This window comes from Faecalicatena orotica (assembly GCF_003149245.1).
GTDB lineage: Bacteria > Bacillota > Clostridia > Lachnospirales > Lachnospiraceae > Faecalicatena_A > Faecalicatena_A orotica.
The window spans coordinates 273,974-294,763 of sequence record NZ_QGDL01000001.1 but is presented as its reverse complement, the minus strand read 5'-3'; the positions used below and the strand labels follow the sequence as shown (position 1 = coordinate 294,763).

The 20,790-nt window shown below is 45.9% G+C and carries 21 protein-coding genes; 13 read left to right on the top strand and 8 right to left on the bottom strand.

Annotated elements, in window-relative coordinates; all coding sequences use genetic code 11:
* The first annotated feature begins 52 nt into the window (after positions 1 to 52).
* On the top strand, positions 53 to 2,584 hold the full coding sequence (locus A8806_RS01320; protein ID WP_109729354.1) for a YfhO family protein: 2,532 nt from the start codon (positions 53 to 55) through the stop codon (positions 2,582 to 2,584).
* 118 nt (positions 2,585 to 2,702) lie between these two features.
* Here A8806_RS01320 and A8806_RS01315 read toward each other — a convergent pair whose 3' ends face one another.
* On the bottom strand, positions 2,703 to 3,905 hold the full coding sequence (locus A8806_RS01315; protein ID WP_109729353.1) for an FprA family A-type flavoprotein: 1,203 nt from the start codon (positions 3,903 to 3,905) through the stop codon (positions 2,703 to 2,705).
* Positions 3,906 to 4,254: 349 nt separating this feature from the next.
* Here A8806_RS01315 and A8806_RS01310 point away from each other — a divergent pair, with 349 nt between their 5' ends.
* Both A8806_RS01310 and A8806_RS01305 read left to right on the top strand, forming a co-directional pair.
* Entirely contained in the window at positions 4,255 to 5,754 is a 1,500-nt protein-coding gene (locus A8806_RS01310) for a phage tail sheath family protein (protein ID WP_109729352.1), read from the top strand.
* 40 nt (positions 5,755 to 5,794) lie between these two features.
* Positions 5,795 to 6,157, top strand: coding sequence for a hypothetical protein (locus A8806_RS01305; protein WP_109729351.1), 363 nt, complete (start codon positions 5,795 to 5,797; stop codon positions 6,155 to 6,157).
* A 189-nt stretch (positions 6,158 to 6,346) separates the two neighbouring features.
* Here A8806_RS01305 and A8806_RS26045 read toward each other — a convergent pair whose 3' ends face one another.
* Complete coding sequence (locus A8806_RS26045; RefSeq protein ID WP_181368539.1) at positions 6,347 to 6,532, bottom strand: hypothetical protein; 186 nt, start codon at positions 6,530 to 6,532, stop codon at positions 6,347 to 6,349.
* A gap of 73 nt (positions 6,533 to 6,605) precedes the next feature.
* Between A8806_RS26045 and A8806_RS01300 the strand changes: the two genes are divergently transcribed.
* The 6 genes from A8806_RS01300 to A8806_RS01275 are packed head-to-tail and all read left to right on the top strand — an operon-like array spanning position 6,606 to position 11,296.
* Positions 6,606 to 7,313, top strand: coding sequence for a lantibiotic protection ABC transporter ATP-binding protein (locus tag A8806_RS01300; protein ID WP_109729350.1), 708 nt, complete (start codon positions 6,606 to 6,608; stop codon positions 7,311 to 7,313).
* The gene (locus tag A8806_RS01295) at positions 7,310 to 8,086 is read left to right on the top strand and encodes a lantibiotic immunity ABC transporter MutE/EpiE family permease subunit (protein WP_109729349.1); all 777 of its coding nucleotides are present in this window, start codon (positions 7,310 to 7,312) and stop codon (positions 8,084 to 8,086) included. The genes A8806_RS01300 and A8806_RS01295 overlap by 4 nt, the downstream gene beginning before the upstream one ends.
* Entirely contained in the window at positions 8,074 to 8,862 is a 789-nt protein-coding gene (locus tag A8806_RS01290; RefSeq protein ID WP_181368538.1) for a lantibiotic immunity ABC transporter MutG family permease subunit, read from the top strand. Before A8806_RS01295 ends, A8806_RS01290 begins: the two co-directional genes overlap by 13 nt.
* A gap of 27 nt (positions 8,863 to 8,889) precedes the next feature.
* On the top strand, positions 8,890 to 9,549 hold the full coding sequence (locus tag A8806_RS01285) for a response regulator transcription factor (protein WP_109729347.1): 660 nt from the start codon (positions 8,890 to 8,892) through the stop codon (positions 9,547 to 9,549).
* Complete coding sequence (locus A8806_RS01280) at positions 9,540 to 10,913, top strand: sensor histidine kinase (protein ID WP_109729346.1); 1,374 nt, start codon at positions 9,540 to 9,542, stop codon at positions 10,911 to 10,913. The genes A8806_RS01285 and A8806_RS01280 overlap by 10 nt, the downstream gene beginning before the upstream one ends.
* A 35-nt stretch (positions 10,914 to 10,948) precedes the next feature.
* The gene (locus A8806_RS01275) at positions 10,949 to 11,296 is read left to right on the top strand and encodes an arsenate reductase family protein (RefSeq protein WP_109729345.1); all 348 of its coding nucleotides are present in this window, start codon (positions 10,949 to 10,951) and stop codon (positions 11,294 to 11,296) included.
* Positions 11,297 to 11,367: 71 nt separating this feature from the next.
* On the opposite strand, the gene A8806_RS01270 is transcribed toward A8806_RS01275, so the two are convergent.
* From A8806_RS01270 to A8806_RS01260, 3 genes are read right to left on the bottom strand one after another with little or no spacing between them, the layout of a single operon-like run.
* Complete coding sequence (locus A8806_RS01270; RefSeq protein ID WP_109729344.1) at positions 11,368 to 12,324, bottom strand: DUF4097 family beta strand repeat-containing protein; 957 nt, start codon at positions 12,322 to 12,324, stop codon at positions 11,368 to 11,370.
* The gene (locus A8806_RS01265; protein ID WP_109729343.1) at positions 12,308 to 12,904 is read right to left on the bottom strand and encodes a DUF1700 domain-containing protein; all 597 of its coding nucleotides are present in this window, start codon (positions 12,902 to 12,904) and stop codon (positions 12,308 to 12,310) included. The genes A8806_RS01270 and A8806_RS01265 overlap by 17 nt, the downstream gene beginning before the upstream one ends.
* A complete protein-coding gene (locus A8806_RS01260) occupies positions 12,904 to 13,218 on the bottom strand; it encodes a PadR family transcriptional regulator (protein ID WP_109729342.1) in 315 nt (104 codons plus the stop codon). The genes A8806_RS01265 and A8806_RS01260 overlap by 1 nt, the downstream gene beginning before the upstream one ends.
* A gap of 245 nt (positions 13,219 to 13,463) precedes the next feature.
* Between A8806_RS01260 and A8806_RS01255 the strand changes: the two genes are divergently transcribed.
* Together A8806_RS01255 and A8806_RS01250 are read left to right on the top strand one after the other, a co-directional pair.
* On the top strand, positions 13,464 to 14,135 hold the full coding sequence (locus A8806_RS01255; RefSeq protein WP_109729830.1) for a response regulator transcription factor: 672 nt from the start codon (positions 13,464 to 13,466) through the stop codon (positions 14,133 to 14,135).
* Positions 14,132 to 15,151 carry a sensor histidine kinase gene (locus A8806_RS01250; RefSeq protein ID WP_109729341.1) on the top strand — a complete coding sequence of 340 codons (1,020 nt, stop codon included), beginning with the start codon at positions 14,132 to 14,134 and terminating at the stop codon, positions 15,149 to 15,151. Before A8806_RS01255 ends, A8806_RS01250 begins: the two co-directional genes overlap by 4 nt.
* Positions 15,152 to 15,285: 134 nt before the next feature.
* Here the strand turns inward: A8806_RS01250 and A8806_RS01245 are convergent, their stop codons facing one another.
* The 3 genes from A8806_RS01245 to A8806_RS01235 all read right to left on the bottom strand — a co-directional run bounded on the left by A8806_RS01245 (position 15,286) and on the right by A8806_RS01235 (position 18,640).
* Entirely contained in the window at positions 15,286 to 15,825 is a 540-nt protein-coding gene (locus tag A8806_RS01245; RefSeq protein ID WP_109729340.1) for a BMC domain-containing protein, read from the bottom strand.
* A 14-nt stretch (positions 15,826 to 15,839) separates the two neighbouring features.
* On the bottom strand, positions 15,840 to 17,189 hold the full coding sequence (locus A8806_RS01240; protein WP_109729339.1) for a 4Fe-4S dicluster domain-containing protein: 1,350 nt from the start codon (positions 17,187 to 17,189) through the stop codon (positions 15,840 to 15,842).
* Between the two features lie 182 nt (positions 17,190 to 17,371).
* A complete protein-coding gene (locus tag A8806_RS01235; protein WP_109729338.1) occupies positions 17,372 to 18,640 on the bottom strand; it encodes a dihydroorotase in 1,269 nt (422 codons plus the stop codon).
* Positions 18,641 to 19,004: 364 nt separating this feature from the next.
* On the opposite strand from A8806_RS01235, the gene A8806_RS01230 reads away from it, so the two are divergent.
* Complete coding sequence (locus tag A8806_RS01230; protein ID WP_181368537.1) at positions 19,005 to 19,637, top strand: GntR family transcriptional regulator; 633 nt, start codon at positions 19,005 to 19,007, stop codon at positions 19,635 to 19,637.
* A 118-nt stretch (positions 19,638 to 19,755) separates the two neighbouring features.
* Positions 19,756 to 20,664: a beta/alpha barrel domain-containing protein gene (locus tag A8806_RS01225; protein WP_181368536.1), complete on the top strand. Its 909-nt coding sequence runs from the start codon at positions 19,756 to 19,758 to the stop codon at positions 20,662 to 20,664.
* Positions 20,665 to 20,790: the final 126 nt, after the last annotated feature.

Below are 20,790 nucleotides of genomic sequence, written 5' to 3'. Positions count from 1 at the left end.
TTTTTCCTGTGTGGAGAGAAAGATATAAAAAGGAATAGGAGTTTAATCATCCATGTTGAAGAATAGGGAACTACATGAAAACAGAAAAAAGAATCTTGCAGTGATGGGAATTATCTTTATATGCATCACGGGCTTGTTTATGATCATACATGCAGTGAGCGGCATCTATCCTTTTGGGACGAAATCTAATATGTTGTGGGATCAGGACATTCAATATGTCGATTATTTTGCATTTTATCAGGACGTCCTTCTTGGGAAGGCACATCTCGGTTATTCCTTTTCAAAATCAATGGGTGGCTCTCTTATGGCGCTTTTCGGGTATTATCTGGGCTGCCCACTCAATTTGTTTGTTGTTTTCTTCCCGAAAGCTTTGATTCCCCTTTTCCTGTTTATTCTGAACACGGTGAAACTCGGACTTGCCGGAATTACGATGGACTTCTTCCTGTCAAGACGTTTCCCGGTGCTGTCCTTAAGGATTCGGATACTCTTGTCTGTGTCCTATGGGCTGATGCAGTATGTCATGATACAGTCTTCCAATATTATGTGGCTCGACGGAGTGATCTTACTGCCACTTCTTTTATGGAATGTATACCGGTTTGTTACGGATAAGAAAAAGACGGGCCTTTTTATCACAGTCCTGCTCAGCATTGCGATCAACTGGTATACAGGCTATATGACGGGGATTTTTGCAGGATGCTATTTCCTCTATGAGAGAATCTTGTCCATGCCGGAATCGGGAGAGAAAGGCGAATGGAAAAAGGTTATTGCAGATACCGTACGGGCCGGCCTTGTAATGCTGAGTGGTGTTCTGGGGAGCTGTTTTATTTTCTATCCGATCGTAAAAGGGCTGCAGAATGGGAAAGAAGTGTTCAGTCTGTCAATCTTTGCACCGGCTGTCAATGGATCCTTTTTAGACATATTCAGAGGCTTTGCACTGGGCAGTGTCGTGCCGACCGTTTCCTTGTATTGCGGCCTGCCTGCATTGGGACTGGTTCTGTACTATTTTATATCGGGCAGGATACCCGGTAAGGAAAAACTGTTATCAGGTATTGCAGTGATTTTCATGCTGGTGAGCTGTTGGTTTATCCCGTTAGAATGTGTGTGGAGCGGTTTCCGGTATGCAGGGAGCTATCGCTACAGGTTCAGCTTCGTTGCCGTATTCCTTCTGATATATCTGGCTGCCAGAGGTGCAGCTGAATTTGCGGAAGGGCAGGAGATGAAGAAGATGTCCGCGATTTATGGGGGATTGCTTCTGCTTTTTATCGGATTTTATTTCTACAATGTGTATGGACAGGGATATCTGAAAGTTACATTTGTTTTTCTGGCAATATACTGCCTGCTTTTCCTTCTGGCTGCATACCAGAAGTGGGTCAGGTACCTGTTACCGGTTGTTTTAGCCGTGGAATTTGTAATCAACGGTGCAATTACCTTCCAAATCAACTATCAGTGGAATCCGGAGAATGAGGCGTATCAGGACTATGTAAACCAGTCAGAGGCACAGATACGCTCAGTACAGGAGAGCGAAGATTCCGTCTTTTACAGGATGGATACACTTCAGAAGCGTTATCTTGAGCCAAACCGCTGCTCTGCATATTTGAATGAGGCAATGGTTTATGGATACCGGGGACTGAATCATTATTCTTCTACCTATGATTCAGCGGTCGGTGATATGCTTCTGGATATCGGATACTCGACAGAACGGGACCTGAGTATTGTGTCAGAATCCGTGCTGCCTGCCGATTCATTGTTCGGTGTAAAATACCTGCTGTCTGCGGAGAACGTGGCGGGTTATGAAAAAGTATCCTCTATTCCGGAGGCAAATCAGAAAGCGGTATACCGGAACCCGTATGTGCTGGGGGCAGGAATGCTGGCGGCCGGGTCCGTGTATGACAAGGTGGAATCGGAAGATCCGTTTATATACCAGAACGAATTGTTTTCCAATATTCTCGGAAGAAAAGTGGATCTCTATAAGAAAATAGAGCCGGAGGCCAGCCTGACAGACCAGTCTCTGAATTTCCATATCCCATCGGCCGGGACAGGGGATCTTCTGTATGGATATATTGACACAGAGATGCAGGATCTGGCACTCTCTATTGACGGGGAGTACCGCTGCGATTATTCTACATGGCTTAGTTACAAGATATTTAATGCAGGAAATGGGAATGAGGAACATACAATTACACTGGATCGTTACAGCGGGACAGAGCAGGATGCGACCTCTTATTTCTATCATCTGGATCAGTCCTTGTTTGAGGATGTGATACGTGAATTAAAGAGTAAAGAAATGACGACAGAGATTTTCGATGACGGCCATGTAAAAGGAAACTATACCGCAGATGAGGCCGGCATCATGCTTCTGACAATCCCGTACGATGACGGGTGGACTGCCCGTGTAAACGGGGAAGAGGTCGAAATAAAACAAGCGGCCAATGCCCTGATGGCGGTACCGGTAACAGAAGGGGCGAATGAAATCGAACTGAAATACCATGTGCCGGGGGTAAAAACGGGAATTCTGCTTACCATAGCTGGGGTTCTGCTGTTTCTGGGACTGGTGTGGTTTGACAGGAGAAAAAAGCAGGAGTGAGCGTTTTGCTATATAATTCGAAGCAAAAACAATATCAATAGTTGACGAAGTATATAAAAAGTCTGGCAGTTTTGGAGGCCAGACTTTTTATTATCTTCTTTACTTTTCTTTTCTAGAATTACAGTATACTCTCCACCAGTTTTTCCACCAGAGCATCGAGCTCTGACATCTGTGTACCCTTCAGTGCGGACTTTACTGCAAAATTATCGGTCAAAAGAGTCATGTTCTTCATCTCGCTGATCTTAGCCTCCATCTGCTTCGCAGACATCGGGGCCCAGCTTCCATTGCCGAGCACTGCAACTGTACGTCCCTGTACACTCAGTGCCTTCATATCGTCGAGATAATTCGCCATGACCGGATAAATGCCGCCGTTATATGTTGGAGCCGCAAGTACCAGATGGCTGTATTTGAAACTATCGGAGATCAGCTGAGATACATGTGTTCTGGAAATATCGTGCATTTTAATCTCTTTGACACCTGCGTCAGCAAGCTTGACAGCCAGAACATTTACCGCATTCTCTGTATTGCCGTACATGGATGCATAGGCGATCATAACGCCCTGCATTTCCGGTTTGTAGGTGCTCCATGTATTGTATTTTTCAAGCAGGTAGGCAAGATTGCTTCTCCAGACAGGACCGTGCAGAGGGCAAATGTACTGTATATCGAGAGCAGATGCTTTTTTCAGGACATTTTGTACCTGTACGCCGTACTTTCCAACGATATTGGTGTAATAACGGCGGGCATCATCCAGCCAGTCGCGGTCAAAATCAATCTCATCATTGAAGATTGTCCCGTTCATTGCACCAAAGGTTCCGAATGCATCGGCGGAGAAGAGTACTTTGTCAGTCTCGTCGTAAGTCATCATGACTTCCGGCCAGTGTACCATAGGGGCCATCACGAAGTGCAGAGTATGCTTTCCACTGGAGAAGGTCTCCCCCTCCTTGACCGTGACCGTCTTCCCTTCCAGATCCAGATCATAAAACTGGCCGATCATAGGGAATGTCTTGGCATTGCCGATGATCTTCATATCCGGGTGGCGTATCACAAGCTCATCAATGAGAGAGCAGTGATCCGGTTCCATGTGGTTGATTACCAGGTAATCAAGTGACCTGCCGTCCAGTACAGCCTCGATATTCTCCAGAAACTGTCTTCCGATAGATGTATCCACGGTATCAAAAAGCACGGTCTTTTCATCCATCAGCAGGTAAGAATTGTATGATACACCGTTTGGAATTGGAAAAAGATTCTCAAATAACTCCAGACGCCTGTCATTGCCACCAACCCAATATAAATCATCTGTTACTTTTCTAAAATAGTACATATGCGTTCCTCCTTGCTATTCTTATGCTTACTGTGCAGTGGCTGCCGGATGGTCGGGACAGTCAGGGCGGTATTTGTACTGCCGGTGCACAGGGTGTGAAATCTTATTACGTGAATATTTTACCATAAAAACAGGAATACGCAAGTTAAGTATCTATTTTCATACATTATTTTGCAAGTTTTTTTGTGGAAGCCTTCTTGTGGCAGATTTAAGAGATTTAGGACAAACAAAATAATATCAGTGAAATCCTCCTGATTTATGATAAGATAGATACAGATACAATTGGAAGGTACAAAAAGCGTGGGTCGGGCCTGCTTCAAAGTGCCTGCAGCAGGAAAGGAGAAAAGAAATGGCAGAATATTTATCGCCGGGAGTATATGTGGAGGAATATGAAAATTTGCCGCATTCAATGGAGGGCGTAGCAACAAGTGTGGCCGGATTTGTAGGTCTGGCAGAGAGGGGGACCGCTGCGGGAGCTCCGATTCTGATTCTGACTTATCCGGAATTCACACGTAAATTCGGAGGTTACTTAAATGAAGCTGCATTTGGAGAATACCGTTATCTGGCAGGCGCAGTAGAACAGTTTTTTCAAAACGGTGGAAGCCGCTGCTATGTTGCACGTGTACTGCCGTCTGATGCGAGGCCAGCCTCATATGATAATGGTCAGCTTTCCGTAACGGCGGCCAATGAGGGGAACTGGGGGAATCGGGTCGAATTACATTTTGTAGAAGATAGTAAGAAAGGACTTACCATCCGGGTAATGTATGATGATGAAGTAGAAGAGTTCGCGGAATTAAATCTTCACCCAGAATCGGCTAATTATATAGGCCGCAGACTGCAGGACAGCCGTTTGGTAAAGTTACAGTACAAAGGCCCAAATGAGGGGGAAGATATACCATTGCCGGGGAATCCGGTGGAGGCTCTTTTAGGAGAGGGAAATTGTTCAATCCGGCTGGAGGGCGGCGCTGACGGTACAAAAGAGAATATTACAGCATCCACTTTTACTGGTACAGATGAAGGGCCGGGAAAAAGAACCGGAATCCAGGCATTTCTTGAGAATAATACAGTGAGTATTATAGCGGTTCCGGGTGTCAATATCCCAGAGGTAATCAATTCTCTGGTTGCCCACTGTGAGAGCATACAGAGCAGGTTTGCAGTCCTCGATATGCCGAGGGATATCTCTGATGTTAGAAAACTGATTGAGTTCAGAGAGATGATAGACAGCACTTACGCAGCAATATATCATCCCTGGATACAGAATCTTGACCGCGCCAATAAGAAACCGGGATATTTTCCTCCGTCAGGGGCCGTTATGGGAGTCTATTCCCGTACCGATATGTGCAGGGGCGTACATAAGGCCCCGGCAAATGAGACGATAGCATGCACCGGCCTGAATATTAATTTTAACAAGGGGGAGCAGGATATCCTGAATCCGAAAGGAATCAACCTGATCCGTGCGCTGCCGGGACAGGGGATCCGCATCTGGGGAGCAAGGACGGCGAGTGCAAATACAACCTTTAAATACGTCAATATCAGACGTTTGTTTATTTACGTGGAGGAAAGCATTAAGGCAAATACTGGATGGGTGGCATTTGAACCGAATGATGCTAACCTTTGGAACCGAGTTCGCCTTTCGATTGACAGTTTTCTGAATACTTTGTTCCGTAACGGCATGTTTGCAGGAGCATCACCAAGTGAGAGCTACTTTATAGAGATCGGTCCGGCAACCATGTCACCGGATGATATCAAAAACGGCAGATTAATAATGAATATTGGAATCGCCCCGTCCAGACCCGCAGAATTTGTAATTTTCCGTATCACACAACATACCATAGAGTGCAGTTCATAAAGAAAAAACATACCGGTCAGAGAAAAGGAGTGTTGAATAAATGACAACAGTTTACGAATTTAAATTACCAAGAGGATATCTTGATGAAAACGGCGGTCTCCATATAAAAGGTGAAATGCGCCTTGCAACAGCAGGTGATGAAATCTCGGCAATGAGAGATCCCCGCGTCCTAAGCAATCAGGAGTATTTCACGATTGTGCTTTTGTCCAAAGTAGTTACAGAACTGGAAGGAATCGAAGTAATAAATGCAAACCTGATCGAAAGACTATACACCGCAGACTTTGCATATCTCCAGGATATGTATAACCGCATCAATGATATTGATCCCCCCGTCATACAAGCCATATGCCCCAGATGTGGAGAAATTTTTACCGTCCCTCTATATTCCAAACAAGAGACGTAGAACTTTATATTTCTGGAATTCGTTCCACGGGGACCATACTTTCTTCCAATCGGATGAACTAGCCTGCCAGACCCCACAGCAGGATGCCCGCAGGGCGGCTGCGCTGTTGCAAATGCATCGAGCGAGATTAGCAGCAGTTAGAGGATACACGCAGAGCCGAACGGATAAAAATTGCTTCCGAAGCAATTTTTAAAGCCGTCTGAGCCGCCTAATCACCAGATTAAGCGGCGAATGGCGGCTGGTTCCGTCCGGCTCTGCGCGTATCCTCTTACTGCTGCTTATCAAAGCGTTCTGCTTTACAACAGCGCAGCCGCCCTGCGGGCATCCTGCTGCGGGGTCTGGCGGGCGTCCCTCCAATTGAAAGAAAATCCCCACCCTTATAAATTCCTTATATTCTTTTTGTATGATTATTTTATCAAATACAGAATGTAATTAGGAGGACACTGATATGAGTGAATTTATATTAGAGACGAATGGAATCAGCAAGAGTTTTGCCCGGCAGAAGGTATTAAAGGGGATATCCCTGAAGGTGCCACAGGGCTGTGTATACGGCCTGCTTGGTCCAAACGGGGCCGGGAAATCGACGCTTATGAAGATGTTTTCGGGAATGATGCGGCCGGATGAAGGGGAGATTTATTTTCGGGGAAAGCGATGGACCAGGGACAGTCTTAAGGAAACGGGTGTTCTGATCGAACAGCCCCCTCTCTATGAAAATCTGACGGCGGAGGAAAATCTGGAGGTACGGACGCTTCTGCTGGGACTTCCGAAGAGGCGTATTCAGGAGGTACTAGAAATTGTGGACCTAAAAAATACTGGGAAGAAACGGGCCGGTCAGTTTTCGATGGGGATGAAGCAGAGGCTGGGAATTGCGGCTGCACTTCTGAATCACCCGTCCCTGCTGATCCTTGACGAGCCGACGAACGGGCTGGATCCTTTCGGTATACAGGAGTTGAGAGAACTGATCCGTGGATTTGCCCATGAAGGAATTACGGTCATCGTCTCAAGCCATATTTTAAGCGAGGTTGAGCAGGTGGCGGATTATGTGGGAATCATTTCGGACGGTGTGCTCGGATACCAGGGCGGGATGAAGCAGGGAAAAGATTTGGAAGTCTTGTTTACCGAAGTTGTGAGAAAGAACAGGGGGAGGGCGGCATGATGCAGGCATATATCAAAGCAGAAGGGCTGAAGAACAGACACACGGTGTCGGCAAAATTATTCTGGGCCGTGCCTCTCGTCAGTCTGTTGATTTCGTTCCTATTTTCAGGTCAGGATGCAGTTTATTATCAGACAAATCAGTATAACTGGTGGTATACCACATTCTTTCCCGTGCTGCTTCTGCTTAGCACGGCATTCACGGAACAGCGGGAAAAAAGAGTAAAAAACAGGATCATGGGAACACTTCCTCTTGATATGAAAAAGCTCTGGGCCGCAAAAGTAATCTACAGTTTAAAAACACTTCTGTATGCGGCACTGTTTTTGTACTGCACGCAGGAAATCGTCAGCAGGATTCTGGCAAAGGGAGCTCTCAGGAGTATTTCTGGTATGGCAGGTCTTGCAGCGGTATGTCTGTGGCTGGCCTTAAGTGCATGGCAGGTTCCACTCTGGCTGTTTATGAGCCGCACGTGTGGATATGCGGCAGGGCTTCTGCTCGGACTGGCAGGGAATATTGGTCTGGGGATCTTGGGAGCACTGTCAAAATGGTGGTTTCTGAATCCATTTTCTTATATCAGCCGCCTGATGTGCCCCGTCCTTAGGATACTGCCAAACGGACTTCCTGCGCAGCCGGGGAGCCAGACGTTTTCTCCGGAGGTTTTGGACTTATGGACCATACCAGTTGGAGTTTTGATTTCAGGTGTGTTATTTTTCATCTGTTTTTTGGTGACTGCGAATCTGTATCAAAGAAAGGGGCTGCGGGGATGGGAAGATTAGAAAATGGAAGAAAACATGTCACATTCCTTCATCTGCTCGGCGCTGAGATGCTGAAAATGCGCAGGACATGGATCCTCTGGCTGCATATTTTGATGCCGGTTCTTGGAATCGCCGTATTTCTCTGGTATTACAGCTTCTCCATGTGGAGTGCGTGGGGAAAAATATCCGGCTATATAGAGATTGTCTCAATTGTATGTCCGGTACTCGTAAGTTTTGTAAGTGCACTTGCGGCGGAGCAGGAAAAGCAGGCAGGGCATTTCCAGAATCTTTTCGGGACCGGCAGGCACAGGGAGTCAAATCTTGCGATAAAAATCTGTCTGCTCATGTTATGGAATCTGGCTGCCCTGCTCCTTGCGGTCGGAGGTTTTGGAGCAGGATTTTCACTGATGACAGATGTAAAGGTACCGGGGAAATTTTATCCCATTTTGATTTTAATCACATGGGTCTGCCAGATGTTCTGCTATTGCTTTCACCTTTTTCTCGGAATCCGTTTTTCACGAGGGATATCGATTGGTGCGGGAGTCGTGGAGAGTCTGGTGGCGGCCCTTATGATGACCGGTCTGGGGGACGGCATCTGGCAGTTCCTGCCCTGTGCCTGGGCAGGCCGTTTTACAGGCTATTATGTGCAGATGACGGCAAATGCAGATATAAATAAGGAATTCCTCCGGACTCAGATTGAAACGGGCGGTATTGTAATGCTTTTGATGACTCTGGCCGGGGCAGGACTGCTGTTTATGTGGTTTCACAATTACGAAGGCAGGAGAATGGAAGATTAGGGATTGAAATAAGGAGGGAGAAAAATCATGGCCAGAATTCTAGCGGTGGATGACGAACCGGCAATTCTTACATTAATAAGGCGTGCACTAGAGAAGGAAGGGCACAGGGTGACGGTTTGTCAGAATGCTGATGAGGTAAAGGAAGAATATCTCAACCAGTATGACCTGATCATACTGGATGTGATGATGCCGGGGACGGATGGAATCACATTCTGCCGGAATATCAGGAGCAAAGTGGACTGCCCGATCTTATTTCTGACGGCCAGGACGGATGAAACGAGCATTATGTACGGTCTCGGGTCCGGCGGCGATGATTATATTACAAAACCCTTTGGTATCGGCGAATTAAGGGCCCGTGTCCAGGCACATTTAAGGAGGGAAAACCGGGAAAAAAAGCATGCGGTCATGATAGCGGGGGTGCGCTTTGACCTGGCAGGAAAGCAGGCGGAAACGGACGGCATGCGCATCCCATTGACAAAAAGTGAGTATGAGATCAGTGAGTTTTTGGCTGTGAACCACGGACATGTTTTCTCAAAGGAGCAGATTTTTGAACGGGTGTTTGGCTATGACCGGGAGAGTGACGTGTCTGCGATCACAGAACATGTGAAGAATATCCGGGCGAAGTTTTCAAAGGCAGGGATAGAACCGATCGAAACGGTATGGGGGATAGGGTATAAATGGAAGTAAAACGAAAAGTGTCAGTACAGTCTGTGTTTTGGAGGTTCCTGCTCTGGTTCTGTGCTGTGACGGGCGGACTGCTCCTTCTGGCGGTTCTGTTATTTCTTATTGCAACTAGCACGGGGATGCTGCTGCCAGCCAATTACGGGGAGACTGTGCTTGAGGAGAACCGCACGGTCATTCAGGAAGCCGGGAGGGTAACGGAGGATATGATACCCGACACCTGCCGTTTCGGGGTCTATAGTGAGGATGGAACATTTCTTTACGGAAATCTGGCGGAAAAAGCGAGGACAGGTGTCTGGCAGAGATATGAGCAGGGCGGCAGCAGCTATGGAGGTGAATATTTCAAGGTATTCCCGCGCGAAAATGAAATCTGTATCGCCGTATACTATATCAAGGCAGAGTTTACGGACCCGGTGCTGAGGAAATATCTGCCGGGAGCCACGGAAAGCCTCCTGCTGCTATTTTTGTCTGCGTTTCTGATCGAATGTGTCATACTTGTCAGGAGATTCGGCAGGATATTCCGGGAGGAGCTGGAGTCGGTCAAACAGGTGACGGAAAAAGTACAGCTTAAGGACTTGGATTTTAGAAAGCCTGATACAAGGATTCGTGAGATTGACGAGGTGATGGACTCTCTTATTCAGATGAAGGACGCGCTGGAAATATCACTGAAACAACAGTGGAAACTGGAGGAGAACAGGCGGCAGCAGGTCAGGGCACTGGTGCATGACATCAAGACTCCGCTGACCGTGATACGCGGCAGCACACAGCTGCTGGATGAGGCAGAATCACGGGAAGAAAGCCGGGAGTACCAGGCTTACATTCTTCAGGAGACAGACCGGATTGAGCAGTATGTCCTGACGCTTCAGGAAATGCTGAAATCAGAGGGTGACTTCCAGCCGAAGGAGGAAAAGATCGAGATCCGGAATATGGCGGAATCCTTCCGGGAGTCTGCGAAAATGCTTACGGATGCAAAAAAACAGAGTCTGGAGGTTGTAATTTCACTTCAGTCGGACTATATTATTAGTGACAGGCAGTTTCTGGGCCGTGCATGGGAAAACCTTTTGAATAATGCAGTAGAATATACGCCTGAGGGCGGAATGATATGGATTCGTATAAAAGAAGAAGGGGACTGGCTGTGCTTACGGATAGAGGACAGTGGTCCCGGCTTTACGGAAGAAGACCTCCGGCACGCAGCAGAGCAGTTCTATCAGGGGGATAAGAGCCGGAATTCTGAGTATCACTACGGCATAGGCCTGTTTACGGTGCAGTCCTTCGCAAAACAACAGGGCGGCAGTCTTGTTTTATCCAATTCCGACGAAGACAGGGGCGCCTGTGTCTGTCTCTACATTCCAGTAAAGACGGGCAAATAAAGACAGACAAATCATGACGAAAGTGAGGCACAAATATGTTATTTGTATGTTATCCAAAATGTACCACCTGCCAGAAGGCCAGAAAATGGCTGGATGCACAGGGAATCTCTTATGAGGAGAGGGATATTAAGACAGAAAATCCAAGAAAAGAAGAACTGACCGAATGGTACCACAAAAGTGGCCTGCCGTTGAAGCGGTTCTTCAATACGAGCGGGAACCTCTACAAAGAATTAAAACTGAAGGATAAACTCCCGCAGATGAGTGAGGAAGAGCAGCTCGAGCTCCTCTCCACAGACGGGATGCTGGTAAAGCGTCCGATTATCGTTACAAAAGACACAGTCCTGACCGGTTTTAAAGAAAGCGAATGGGCGAAGAAGTTATAAGGAATTAGTCATTAAAAAAAGAGAAGTGCAGGGGTTCTGCACTTCTTAGTTTTTCTTAATATATGTGATTTTTATCGTTCTTTTATCTCAATGTCTCCGGAATCAGCCTGAATGGTTATCAGATTCTTCCCGTTTCCGTCGGTCTGATAATATTCTTCGCTTTCATCCCTGTCTGAATAATGTCCCCTCGGGGCATCACCCGGCAGTCTGATGGAACCATATTCCGTACTGACATCAAACGTGTATTTCTCCAGTTTTTCGGGGAGAAGCAGTGTGATATTCCCATATTCGGAATCACAGTTCAAGGATTCCAATTTAGCCGCATCCATGTAAAGGTCGCCAGAATCAAGTTCTATAGTTGCAGTTTTGCATGTGAAGTTCGTGAATGTATTATCATCGTATTCATTATGGAGATAAAACTGTCCGATTTCGCTGTCGGCAAGGTCAAAAGAACAATTTTCCAATGTGAGTGTCATGGAGTCAAACTTGCTGTCCTTTACCGTGATGTCTCCGTAGTCGGCTTCAATATTGGCGTCTTTGAACTGGACATGGTCCAGAGATAAATCACCGGAGTCATTGTTTATGTTCAGTGTGCCAAGTTCCTTGTCCTCCGGTACATACAGATTAATATATGTGTTAGGTACAAGGGCATCTGTGCCAAATCCAATATTGATAAAACCTACGTAAAAGTCTGTCTGCTGCATAGTAAATTGTCCGTTGCTGACATCGTATTCAGGATTACCGTCGCCTTTGTCTAATTTGTATTCCAGATAATAATTTCCGTCTTCTGATGCCATCACATTGATATCGGTATAAGAGTCAACTGTAAATGTAGCATCAGAGAAGGAATCTAATTTAGTTTTTTCTAACACTACCGCCTCTGATTTGGTATGAGAGGAATTGATCCCGTATTTGTTAATAGCCACACCGGGTCTGCCTCCCATGAAAAAACCGATTCCGCCAAGGATGGCACCTCCTGCCATAAGTCCGGCAGAAACAGTGAGAATTCTTTTAGTGATTGTTTTCATTCTTTTTTCCTCCCTTTGAAATATTGGCAAGTGATCTGGATGCCCTCTTTAAAAACCAGCGGCAGAAGATTACGGCCCCGTAAACAAGCAGAAGTCCGGCGCCTAATGCAAACAGGCCCATACCGACTGTTGCAAGTCCATCGGCAAATGTTGAGAACAGAAGGACTGCCCCGCCGAATACACCGACGATTCCACTGGCAGCCACGGCAACAGCCGCAAGGAATAAACATAAGATAAAAAGTAGCGCTACCATAATCATACAGATGATGACTGCCAGAAGGCAAAAGGCTAACGGCAGTGCGATTGGGGCGGCACATACACCAAGTATGCCGATCCAGATGGCGGACAGTCCGTGTTTTACTGTTTTCGGGGGTTCCTGTGCATTTTTAACGGCCAGGTTAATAATCAGTTCATTCGCTGCGTCTGCAGGGGAGCCTAAATCCTCGATGGCCTGCTGTTCATTTTCCGGCCCTGCATCCGCAAAGTATTCTTCAAAATAATCAATTGCTTTATCATAGTCTTCTTTTGGCAGGCGCCGCAGACTGTGGGCAAGCGTCTTCATGTATTCTGTTTTGTTCATTATGAAATCCCTCCCTTAACAATCTCATCGATCGTTGTTTTATAAGTGTCCCATTCCTTTAATAATTCCTGATGGTGCTCCCGGCCCGTATCCGTGATGGAATAGTACTTCCGGTTGCGTCCCTGGAACTGCTGGTCATAAGTCTCCACATACCGGTTATCCTGTAACCGTTTCAAGATAGGGTAGAGTGTGGAATCCTTCGTGTTTGCTGCTTTTTTGATGATCTGGCTGATCTGGTAGCCATAGGCATCACCGTTTGCAATGACCGACAGGACGACAAAATCGAACATCGGTGTATTCAGCGTAAAGGTCATGTTATCAGTCCTTTCTGTATATGTTTTATTTTTGTATATATATTTTATACACATATTATATGAAATATAATATATATTGTCAACATATATAATCTAAAGAATTTCGAAAGATCTTCTTTAGAACTTGTTAGCAGGGTGCAAGGCAGAGTATAATGGTTACAGTTCAGAACGTGCCGGGAACCTTGGGTGAACGGCACAGGGCCCCGGGAGTGCCGGCCGTATTAGAAGATAAGGAGAGAGCATCGATGTATAAAATACTGATCGTAGAAGACGACCTGACAATTGCAAAGACGATCCAGTCGCATCTGACAAGATGGGATTATGAAGTACACTGTGTCACAGATTTCAAGAATGTACAGGAGGAATTTATTTCATTCGGGCCCCACCTTGTCCTAATGGATATTCTTCTTCCCTTTTATAATGGGTTCCACTGGTGCAGCCAGATCAGAACGATATCTAAGGTGCCGATCATTTTTGTGTCTTCGGCGAATGACAATATGAACATCGTCATGGCGATGAATATGGGCGGGGACGATTTTATCGAGAAACCTTTCGATTTAAATGTCCTGACTGCGAAGATTCAGGCACTGCTTCGACGTACGTACTCATTTCAGGGACAACTGAGCGTACTGGAATATCAGGGCGTTATTTTGAACCTGAACGATGCCACCGTAATATATCAGGATCAGAAACTGGACCTGACAAAGAATGATTTTAAGATTCTCCAGATTTTGATGGAAAATGCGGGAAAGATTGTGAAGCGCGAAAGAATCATGGAAAGGCTCTGGGAGAGTGACGAGTTCATTGATGACAATACGCTGACGGTAAATATCACCAGACTGAGGAGAAAATTGGAGGGAATCGGCGTGGAGAACTTTATCGTGACAAAGAAAGGAATCGGGTACCTGATCGAATGAAAAAATTGATCTCTTATTTAAGAACAAGAAGCGGCCTGTTCGTTGTATATTTGTTGATATTGTTTATCTTTACATTTATTCTTTATCTGCATAATATAAGTAGTGATGCACTTGGATATGCAATACTGCTGTCAGCCGTCATATATGCCGCTGCATGTATCGCAGGATTTGTCAGATACTGCCGGCACACATCCCGGGTCAGGGAAGCACTCGAGGCCCTGCCTGATGAATTGAGAGAACTTCCGGGCTGCTGTGATATGGCAGAGGAGTTATATCAGGAAAAAATACGGCAGTTGTTCCAGTGTAAAACGGATATTGAGACGAACGGTCGGATCAGCAGGCAGGAAATGCTGGATTATTACAGTTTATGGGCCCACCAGATAAAGACACCAATCTCAGCGATGCGCCTGCTCTTACAATCCTTTGAAGAAGAGGAGATGGAAGAGCAGCAGACCGAATTTATCCCTTCCATGAAAATGGAGCTGTTTAAGACTGAGCAGTATGTTGAGATGGTCATGTCTTATCTGCGTATGGAGGATATGTCATCAGATTTGTCACTGAACTGGTATGAGACAGACCAGATTGTCCGTCAGGCCGTAAGAAAGTATTCCCAGCTTTTCATCCTGCAAAGAATCCGTCTGGACTACAGGGAATGCGAAGGCAGGGTGCTTACCGATGAAAAGTGGATGCTTTTTGTACTGGAACAGCTGCTTTCCAATGCCCTGAAGTATACGAATAAGGGATCTATCTCCATCTATATGGATCCCTTGAAGGAAGGTGTATTAATAATCGAAGATACGGGAATTGGGATTCAGGCAGAAGACCTCCCGAGGATTTTTGAGAAGGGCTTCACCGGATATAATGGCAGGAAGGACAAGAAGTCTACAGGAATAGGGCTGTATCTGTGCAAATCCATCTGCACAAAATTAAACCACGGCCTGACGGTAGAATCTGAAGTGGGTAAGGGGACAAAAGTAAAGCTGGACTTATACCGTAAGCCCCAGATTGTTGAGTAAGTCTGATGACAATGAGCAAGTCCTGTAATAATGAAAACAGCTGTTCCGGCTGCGTGTCATCCAATTCATGGACGCAGCCGGGACAGCTGTTTTATCGTGACTGTTTGGCGTTTTATATATTCGTGGTAAATCTGCTACATCAGAGCTTCGTAAAGCTTATCTGTAGGACGCGGGATTACAACGCTGTTAACCAGCAGGTCGCTGACTTCTTCCGCAGCCTTCACAGCAGCGGTTACTGCACTGACATCGCCGCACATGGTGATAAATCCTTTACCGCCCACGGCAAATCCTGTGCGGATCTCCATCAGGTGTACATCCGCAGCCTTTGCAGCCGTATCGGCCGCAACAATGGCAGAAGCGACAGAGTAAAATTCAAGGACTCCGACAGCCCCGCTTGTAGGTACCTGTGTTGTACTGCTGATTGCAGGCATCAGCTGATCACTGATATTTGCGATCAGAAGCTTGTCCACAAGGAAAGGTCCTGCGATCTCTTCGCCTACACTCATTGCCGCATTGACACTGCTTGTGTCACCGCCGATGATGATCATATATTTTCCCGGACATAAGGTGGAGGCCCTCAGTAATTCAACCTCAGCCGCCTTAAGTACGTGGTCACATGTTTCAATTCCTTTTGCTATACTGGATAATTCTAACATTCCAACTGAATTTCCCATTTTTGATTCCTCCATTAGTTTACATTAATTCTGATGCCGCCGGATGTTACTTCGGTTACGGTTCCGTCTACGCTTGCATGGATGTTGGCAGATAATCCAGCATCGTCAGCCTGTCCGATCAAGTCGCCTGTATGTACGGTGTCGCCCGCCTTTACAACGGGAGCGGCCGGTTTGCCGATGTGCTGGGACAGAGGGATAAAGACTTCCTTGGGAAGCAACTCTGTACAGCTGTGTGCATGCAGTCCGTTATACTGGGCAAGCCCCAGTCTTGAGATCAGACGGTCAGTCGGGATACGGTTCAGTTCAATAGTCGGTCTTGCTGTCGGATTCGGAGTCTTATCAATCATGATTCCTCTTTCACGAAGCTTTCCCTTCATGTAATCATTCACTTTTCTCGGAGAAAGACCCATCGGACATGAGAACATCTCACACACTCCGCAGCTGGAGCAGTTCACGGCATCGCCGAAGCTCTTTGCAAACTCCTCATTGGAATCAATGATATCCTCCCTCCAGATATTACGCATGACAAGATGAGGCTTGATACTGTGCCCTGTCTGGAAACGCGGACATAAATCCGTACACATGCGGCACTGGATACACGCGCTTCTTGCCTGGTGTTTCAGTCTTTCAATCGGGACCTGGGTTTTCTTGATCAGGTAATGATCTTTCGGAAGCACGATAATGTTACCTGTTGTCTTCGTTACAACCTGCTTGTCGATCATACTGTCATCTGCGAAAACTTTTCCCATCATAGGGCCGCCGAGAATGACTGCATAATCAGAAATCTTAAGTTCTGCGGCATCTATACATGTCCGGATCGGTGTCCCGATCGGCACTTTCAGCATAATCGGCTCTTTTACTTCCCCGACAACGGAAAGATACTTATCTGTTACCTTTGCTCCCTCAGTAACAGCACGGTAGATTCCCAGTACGGTTCCTACATTATCAACTACGGCGCCCACCTCGATCGGGATCCCGCGTTCAGGAACGGTCTTTCCTGTCACCTGCTGTACGATAATCTGCTCGTCTCCGGCCGGATAGTAAGTGCGCATCTCGAAAATCTCGATATCAGCGTGATTCTTATCAATCGCTTCCTTTAAAGCGGCAATCTCGGCTTTGTATTTTGCTTTCAGGGCTATGTAGCGCTTCTTTGCTTCCAGATGATCGGCAATATAAGTGATGCCCTTGATCAGTTCATCGGCAAAGGTCCTGCACAGATACTTGTCTGTCTCAATCAATGGTTCACATTCGGCAGCGTTAACGATAAAATACTCGGCCTTTGTGTTTAACTTCACATGTGTAGGAAATCCTGCCCCACCGGCTCCTACAATACCGGCATCTTTTACTGTTTCAATTAGACTCATAGCTTTCTTCTCCATTCATTGATTCTCGCTATTCATTACAATACGTTATAATAATAACATATTTCGGAGGAAAGAAACAGGGAATTTTGGATAAAAATATCGTAATATAGGGAATGATGGTTACTGTTTACAGGCTGCCTGTGAGTAAAAGATCTTGTGATTGTTATTTTAGTTGTTCTGGTTTAACAGATAACCCCTTCACAGATAGTAAACAGGACTTTTCCACGGACCTTCCGCCCATGAAATGGGGTATTGCGCCCCATGCTTGCAAAGGAATCCTTATCTATTACGAACTCTATATCAGGATGAATGACAGTGATATCGGCTATTTCTCCCACATTTAGGCCACGCGTCCCGAGCCCGAGTATTTTGGCTGGATTATAACTCATCTTTTCTGCCATCTGAAGAGGGGTAAGGTGTCCGGGGATAACAAGTTCGGTTATTGTCAGTGGAACAGAAGTTTCCAAACCTACGATGCCAAATGCGGCGGATGCGATGTCTTCGGTTTTTTCATACAGGGCATGTGGGGCGTGGTCGGAGGAAATTACGTCGATAGTCCCATTTTTTAATCCATCTATTAATGCATCAGCATCTTTCCGGGTGCGGAGAGGAGGGGCCATCTTATAATTAGAGTCTCCGGGAAGGATATCTTCGTCTGTAAGCGTGAAATGATGAGGACATACCTCAGCGGTTACGGAAATGCCGTCCTCTTTAGCAGCTTTTATTATTTTCATAGAATCTGCAGTGGAACAGTGGCAGATATGAAGACGTGCGTTTGTCTCTTTCGCAAGCAGGATGTCCCGTGCTATGATAGTGTCCTCAACGGCATTGGAAATCCCTTCTACTTTTAGTTTTTTTGCGATGGAACCACTGTTAAGTGCGCCATTTCCCTTTAAATGGATATCCTCGCAGTGATCTAAAACAGGAAGGTTCAGGGCAGCAGCGTTTAAAAGGGCTTCGCGGAACAGAGCTGCGTTCATGACCGTCTTTCCATCCTCACTTAATACAGGAGCCCCGGCATTTTTTAATGCCCGGGCATTGGTCAGCTCTAAACCGTTCATCCCCTTGGTAACAGAGCCGGCCTGAAGCACATGAATAGGAGAATACTGGCGGGCATGCTCATAGACTGCTTCCAGCTTGTGTGCATCATCAATAACTGGATTTGTATTGGCCATAGCAACAATTGTGGTGAATCCGCCTTTGGCAGCAGCAAGAGTCCCAGTCTCTATCGTCTCTTTATACAGGAATCCCGGGTCGCGCAAGTGAACATGCATGTCAATGAGCCCGGGCATGACATAACAGCCAGAGGCGTCAATTACCTTATCGGTATCCGTGGCGTCTATATGTGTCCCAATTTCTTTAATGCAGGCGTCTTCTGTTAAAAGATCAAGCACGGCATCCGTATTGGTTGCCGGATTCAAAACACGTCCATTTTTAATTAATATTTTCATTAGAATAATCTCCTTATTACCCCCAGCAACGGCCAAACATAGCCGGAAGCTGCCTGAACACTTGATGAGGTTCTTTCAAATCTAGTGTTCATGGTAACATAGGACTGAAACGGAATCAATTATTGTTATAAAAAAGACACATGTGTGGCAGACCACAGATAGCGATTCTATTAATTTAAGAATATTCTGAAAATGGAGAGCAAAAGGGTCTGACCCCTTTGAATAAATGTGAAATATGCACAAAAATTATTGGATATATTTGTCTGATTTGTGGGGTTTACAAATGTACTGACAAGTGATATGATTGATGCATCACAAGAAATCACAAGCAAACAGACAAGACAAAGGTAAAGGAAGTTTTTATATGCCAACATTGAAAGAACAGGCTTATGAGAGCCTGAAAGAACAGATTATGGAAGCGGAGCCGGGGACACTTTTCAGTGTCCGCAAGAGTGCTAAGGAATTGGGCTTAAGTTACACGCCTGTCAGGGAAGCACTGGTGAAGCTGCAGAATGAAGGGCTTTTGGAGGTTGATTCTAATGTAGGATTTTCTGTACTGCGGATTGATATGAAAGCAATTCAAAACATCTATCAGAGCCGTGAATGTGTGGAACACTATGTCCTGCCGAAGATTATTGATAAGATTGAGGAAGACGATATTTTAGTTCTGAAGGCTTTCATCGTAAGGCAGAAGAGGGCTATGGAGCAGAAAGATATTTCGGCATACACGGAAGTTGATGCAGAGTTCCATGTTTATCTGATTGACCTGCTGCAGAATAAGCAGCTGTCTGATTTTTACAGAGGCGTGCGCAGCCAGTATAGGATAGGCTCGAGAAAGATTGTGAGGAAGCATAGCTATCTTCCCATAGAGGAACATGAGAAGTTTTTGAAGCTGGTTGAGGCGAAGAAGTACGAAGAAGCGTTGGAATGTATGTACCAGCATACGAGTGCAGCTGTTGAGAGAATGAAGGAAGGGTATGTTCAGATTGGTTTATAACCATCTGGACATATTTTTGAAAGCCGGTGATGCATCACATAATATCACGAGACATCGATATGGATATATCACATTGAAGCATCTTATTAACAAAACAGTAAAGAGAGGAGAAAGAAAGATGAAGTTTCCCAAAAAAGTAATCCTTTGTGAGGTAGTTACAAGGGATGGTTTCCAGACAGCCCCGGAGATTTATCCGGTTGAGGAAAAAGTGAGGATTATCGAGGAGGTTGTTGATGCAGGCTGCCAAAGTATTGAAGTCGGTGCATTTTCCATGTATGAGACGATGTATAAGATGAAGGATACTGACAAGGTTTTTGAAAAGCTCCATATGAAGGAAGGCGTTGAGTACCGGGGACTTGTGTATCTGCCGGATGATGTGAGAAGGGCAGCGGACTGCGGATGTCAGAAGATTAAGCTGAACGTTTCGGCCAGCATGGAACATAACAAGGCAGGAGCAGGGCGTTCCCCGCTTGAGTCTATGAAGACATTTGCCAAATCCGGGCAAATAGCGAGGGATAACCATATGGGATTTGCAGGGTCCATTTCATTGCCATTTGCTTCACAGTGGGAAGGCGTGATTTCATTTGATTTTATTAAGGAGATTGTAAAGGCATTTCAGGATGCAGGGGCAGCCCAGATTTCCCTTTCCGATTCTGCAGGGCTTGGCACACCGAAGCTCGTTTATGAGAGGACGATGGCCCTCCGGGAAGCATTTCCCGATATGGACTGGATGCTGCATATGCATAATACAAGAGGAATGGGGCTGGCAAATGTAGTGGCTGCTATGGAAGCGGGGATTGATAAGATAGACACCTCACTGGCAGGATTAGGCGGATGCCCATATATCAAAGGGGCTACCGGTAATATTTCCACAGAAGACGTGCTGTTCATGCTGAATTCTATGGGAATCGAGACAGGAATGGATTTTGAAAAAATCATGGCAGCCGGCGGGAAAATCGTAAAACTCGTAAACGGTGTCGGAACAGACAGTTATCAGCAGAGACTTCGGGCATTATCAGCAAAGTGATTTTATGGTCACAGGCAGCAGAATTATTTTGAAAATAGTGGAGTAATCCATTATTCGCTTATTGAAAAGCAAGATGCAGTTCGATAAGTCATAAAAACTAATAAACAACTTATTCAAGGAGGAATT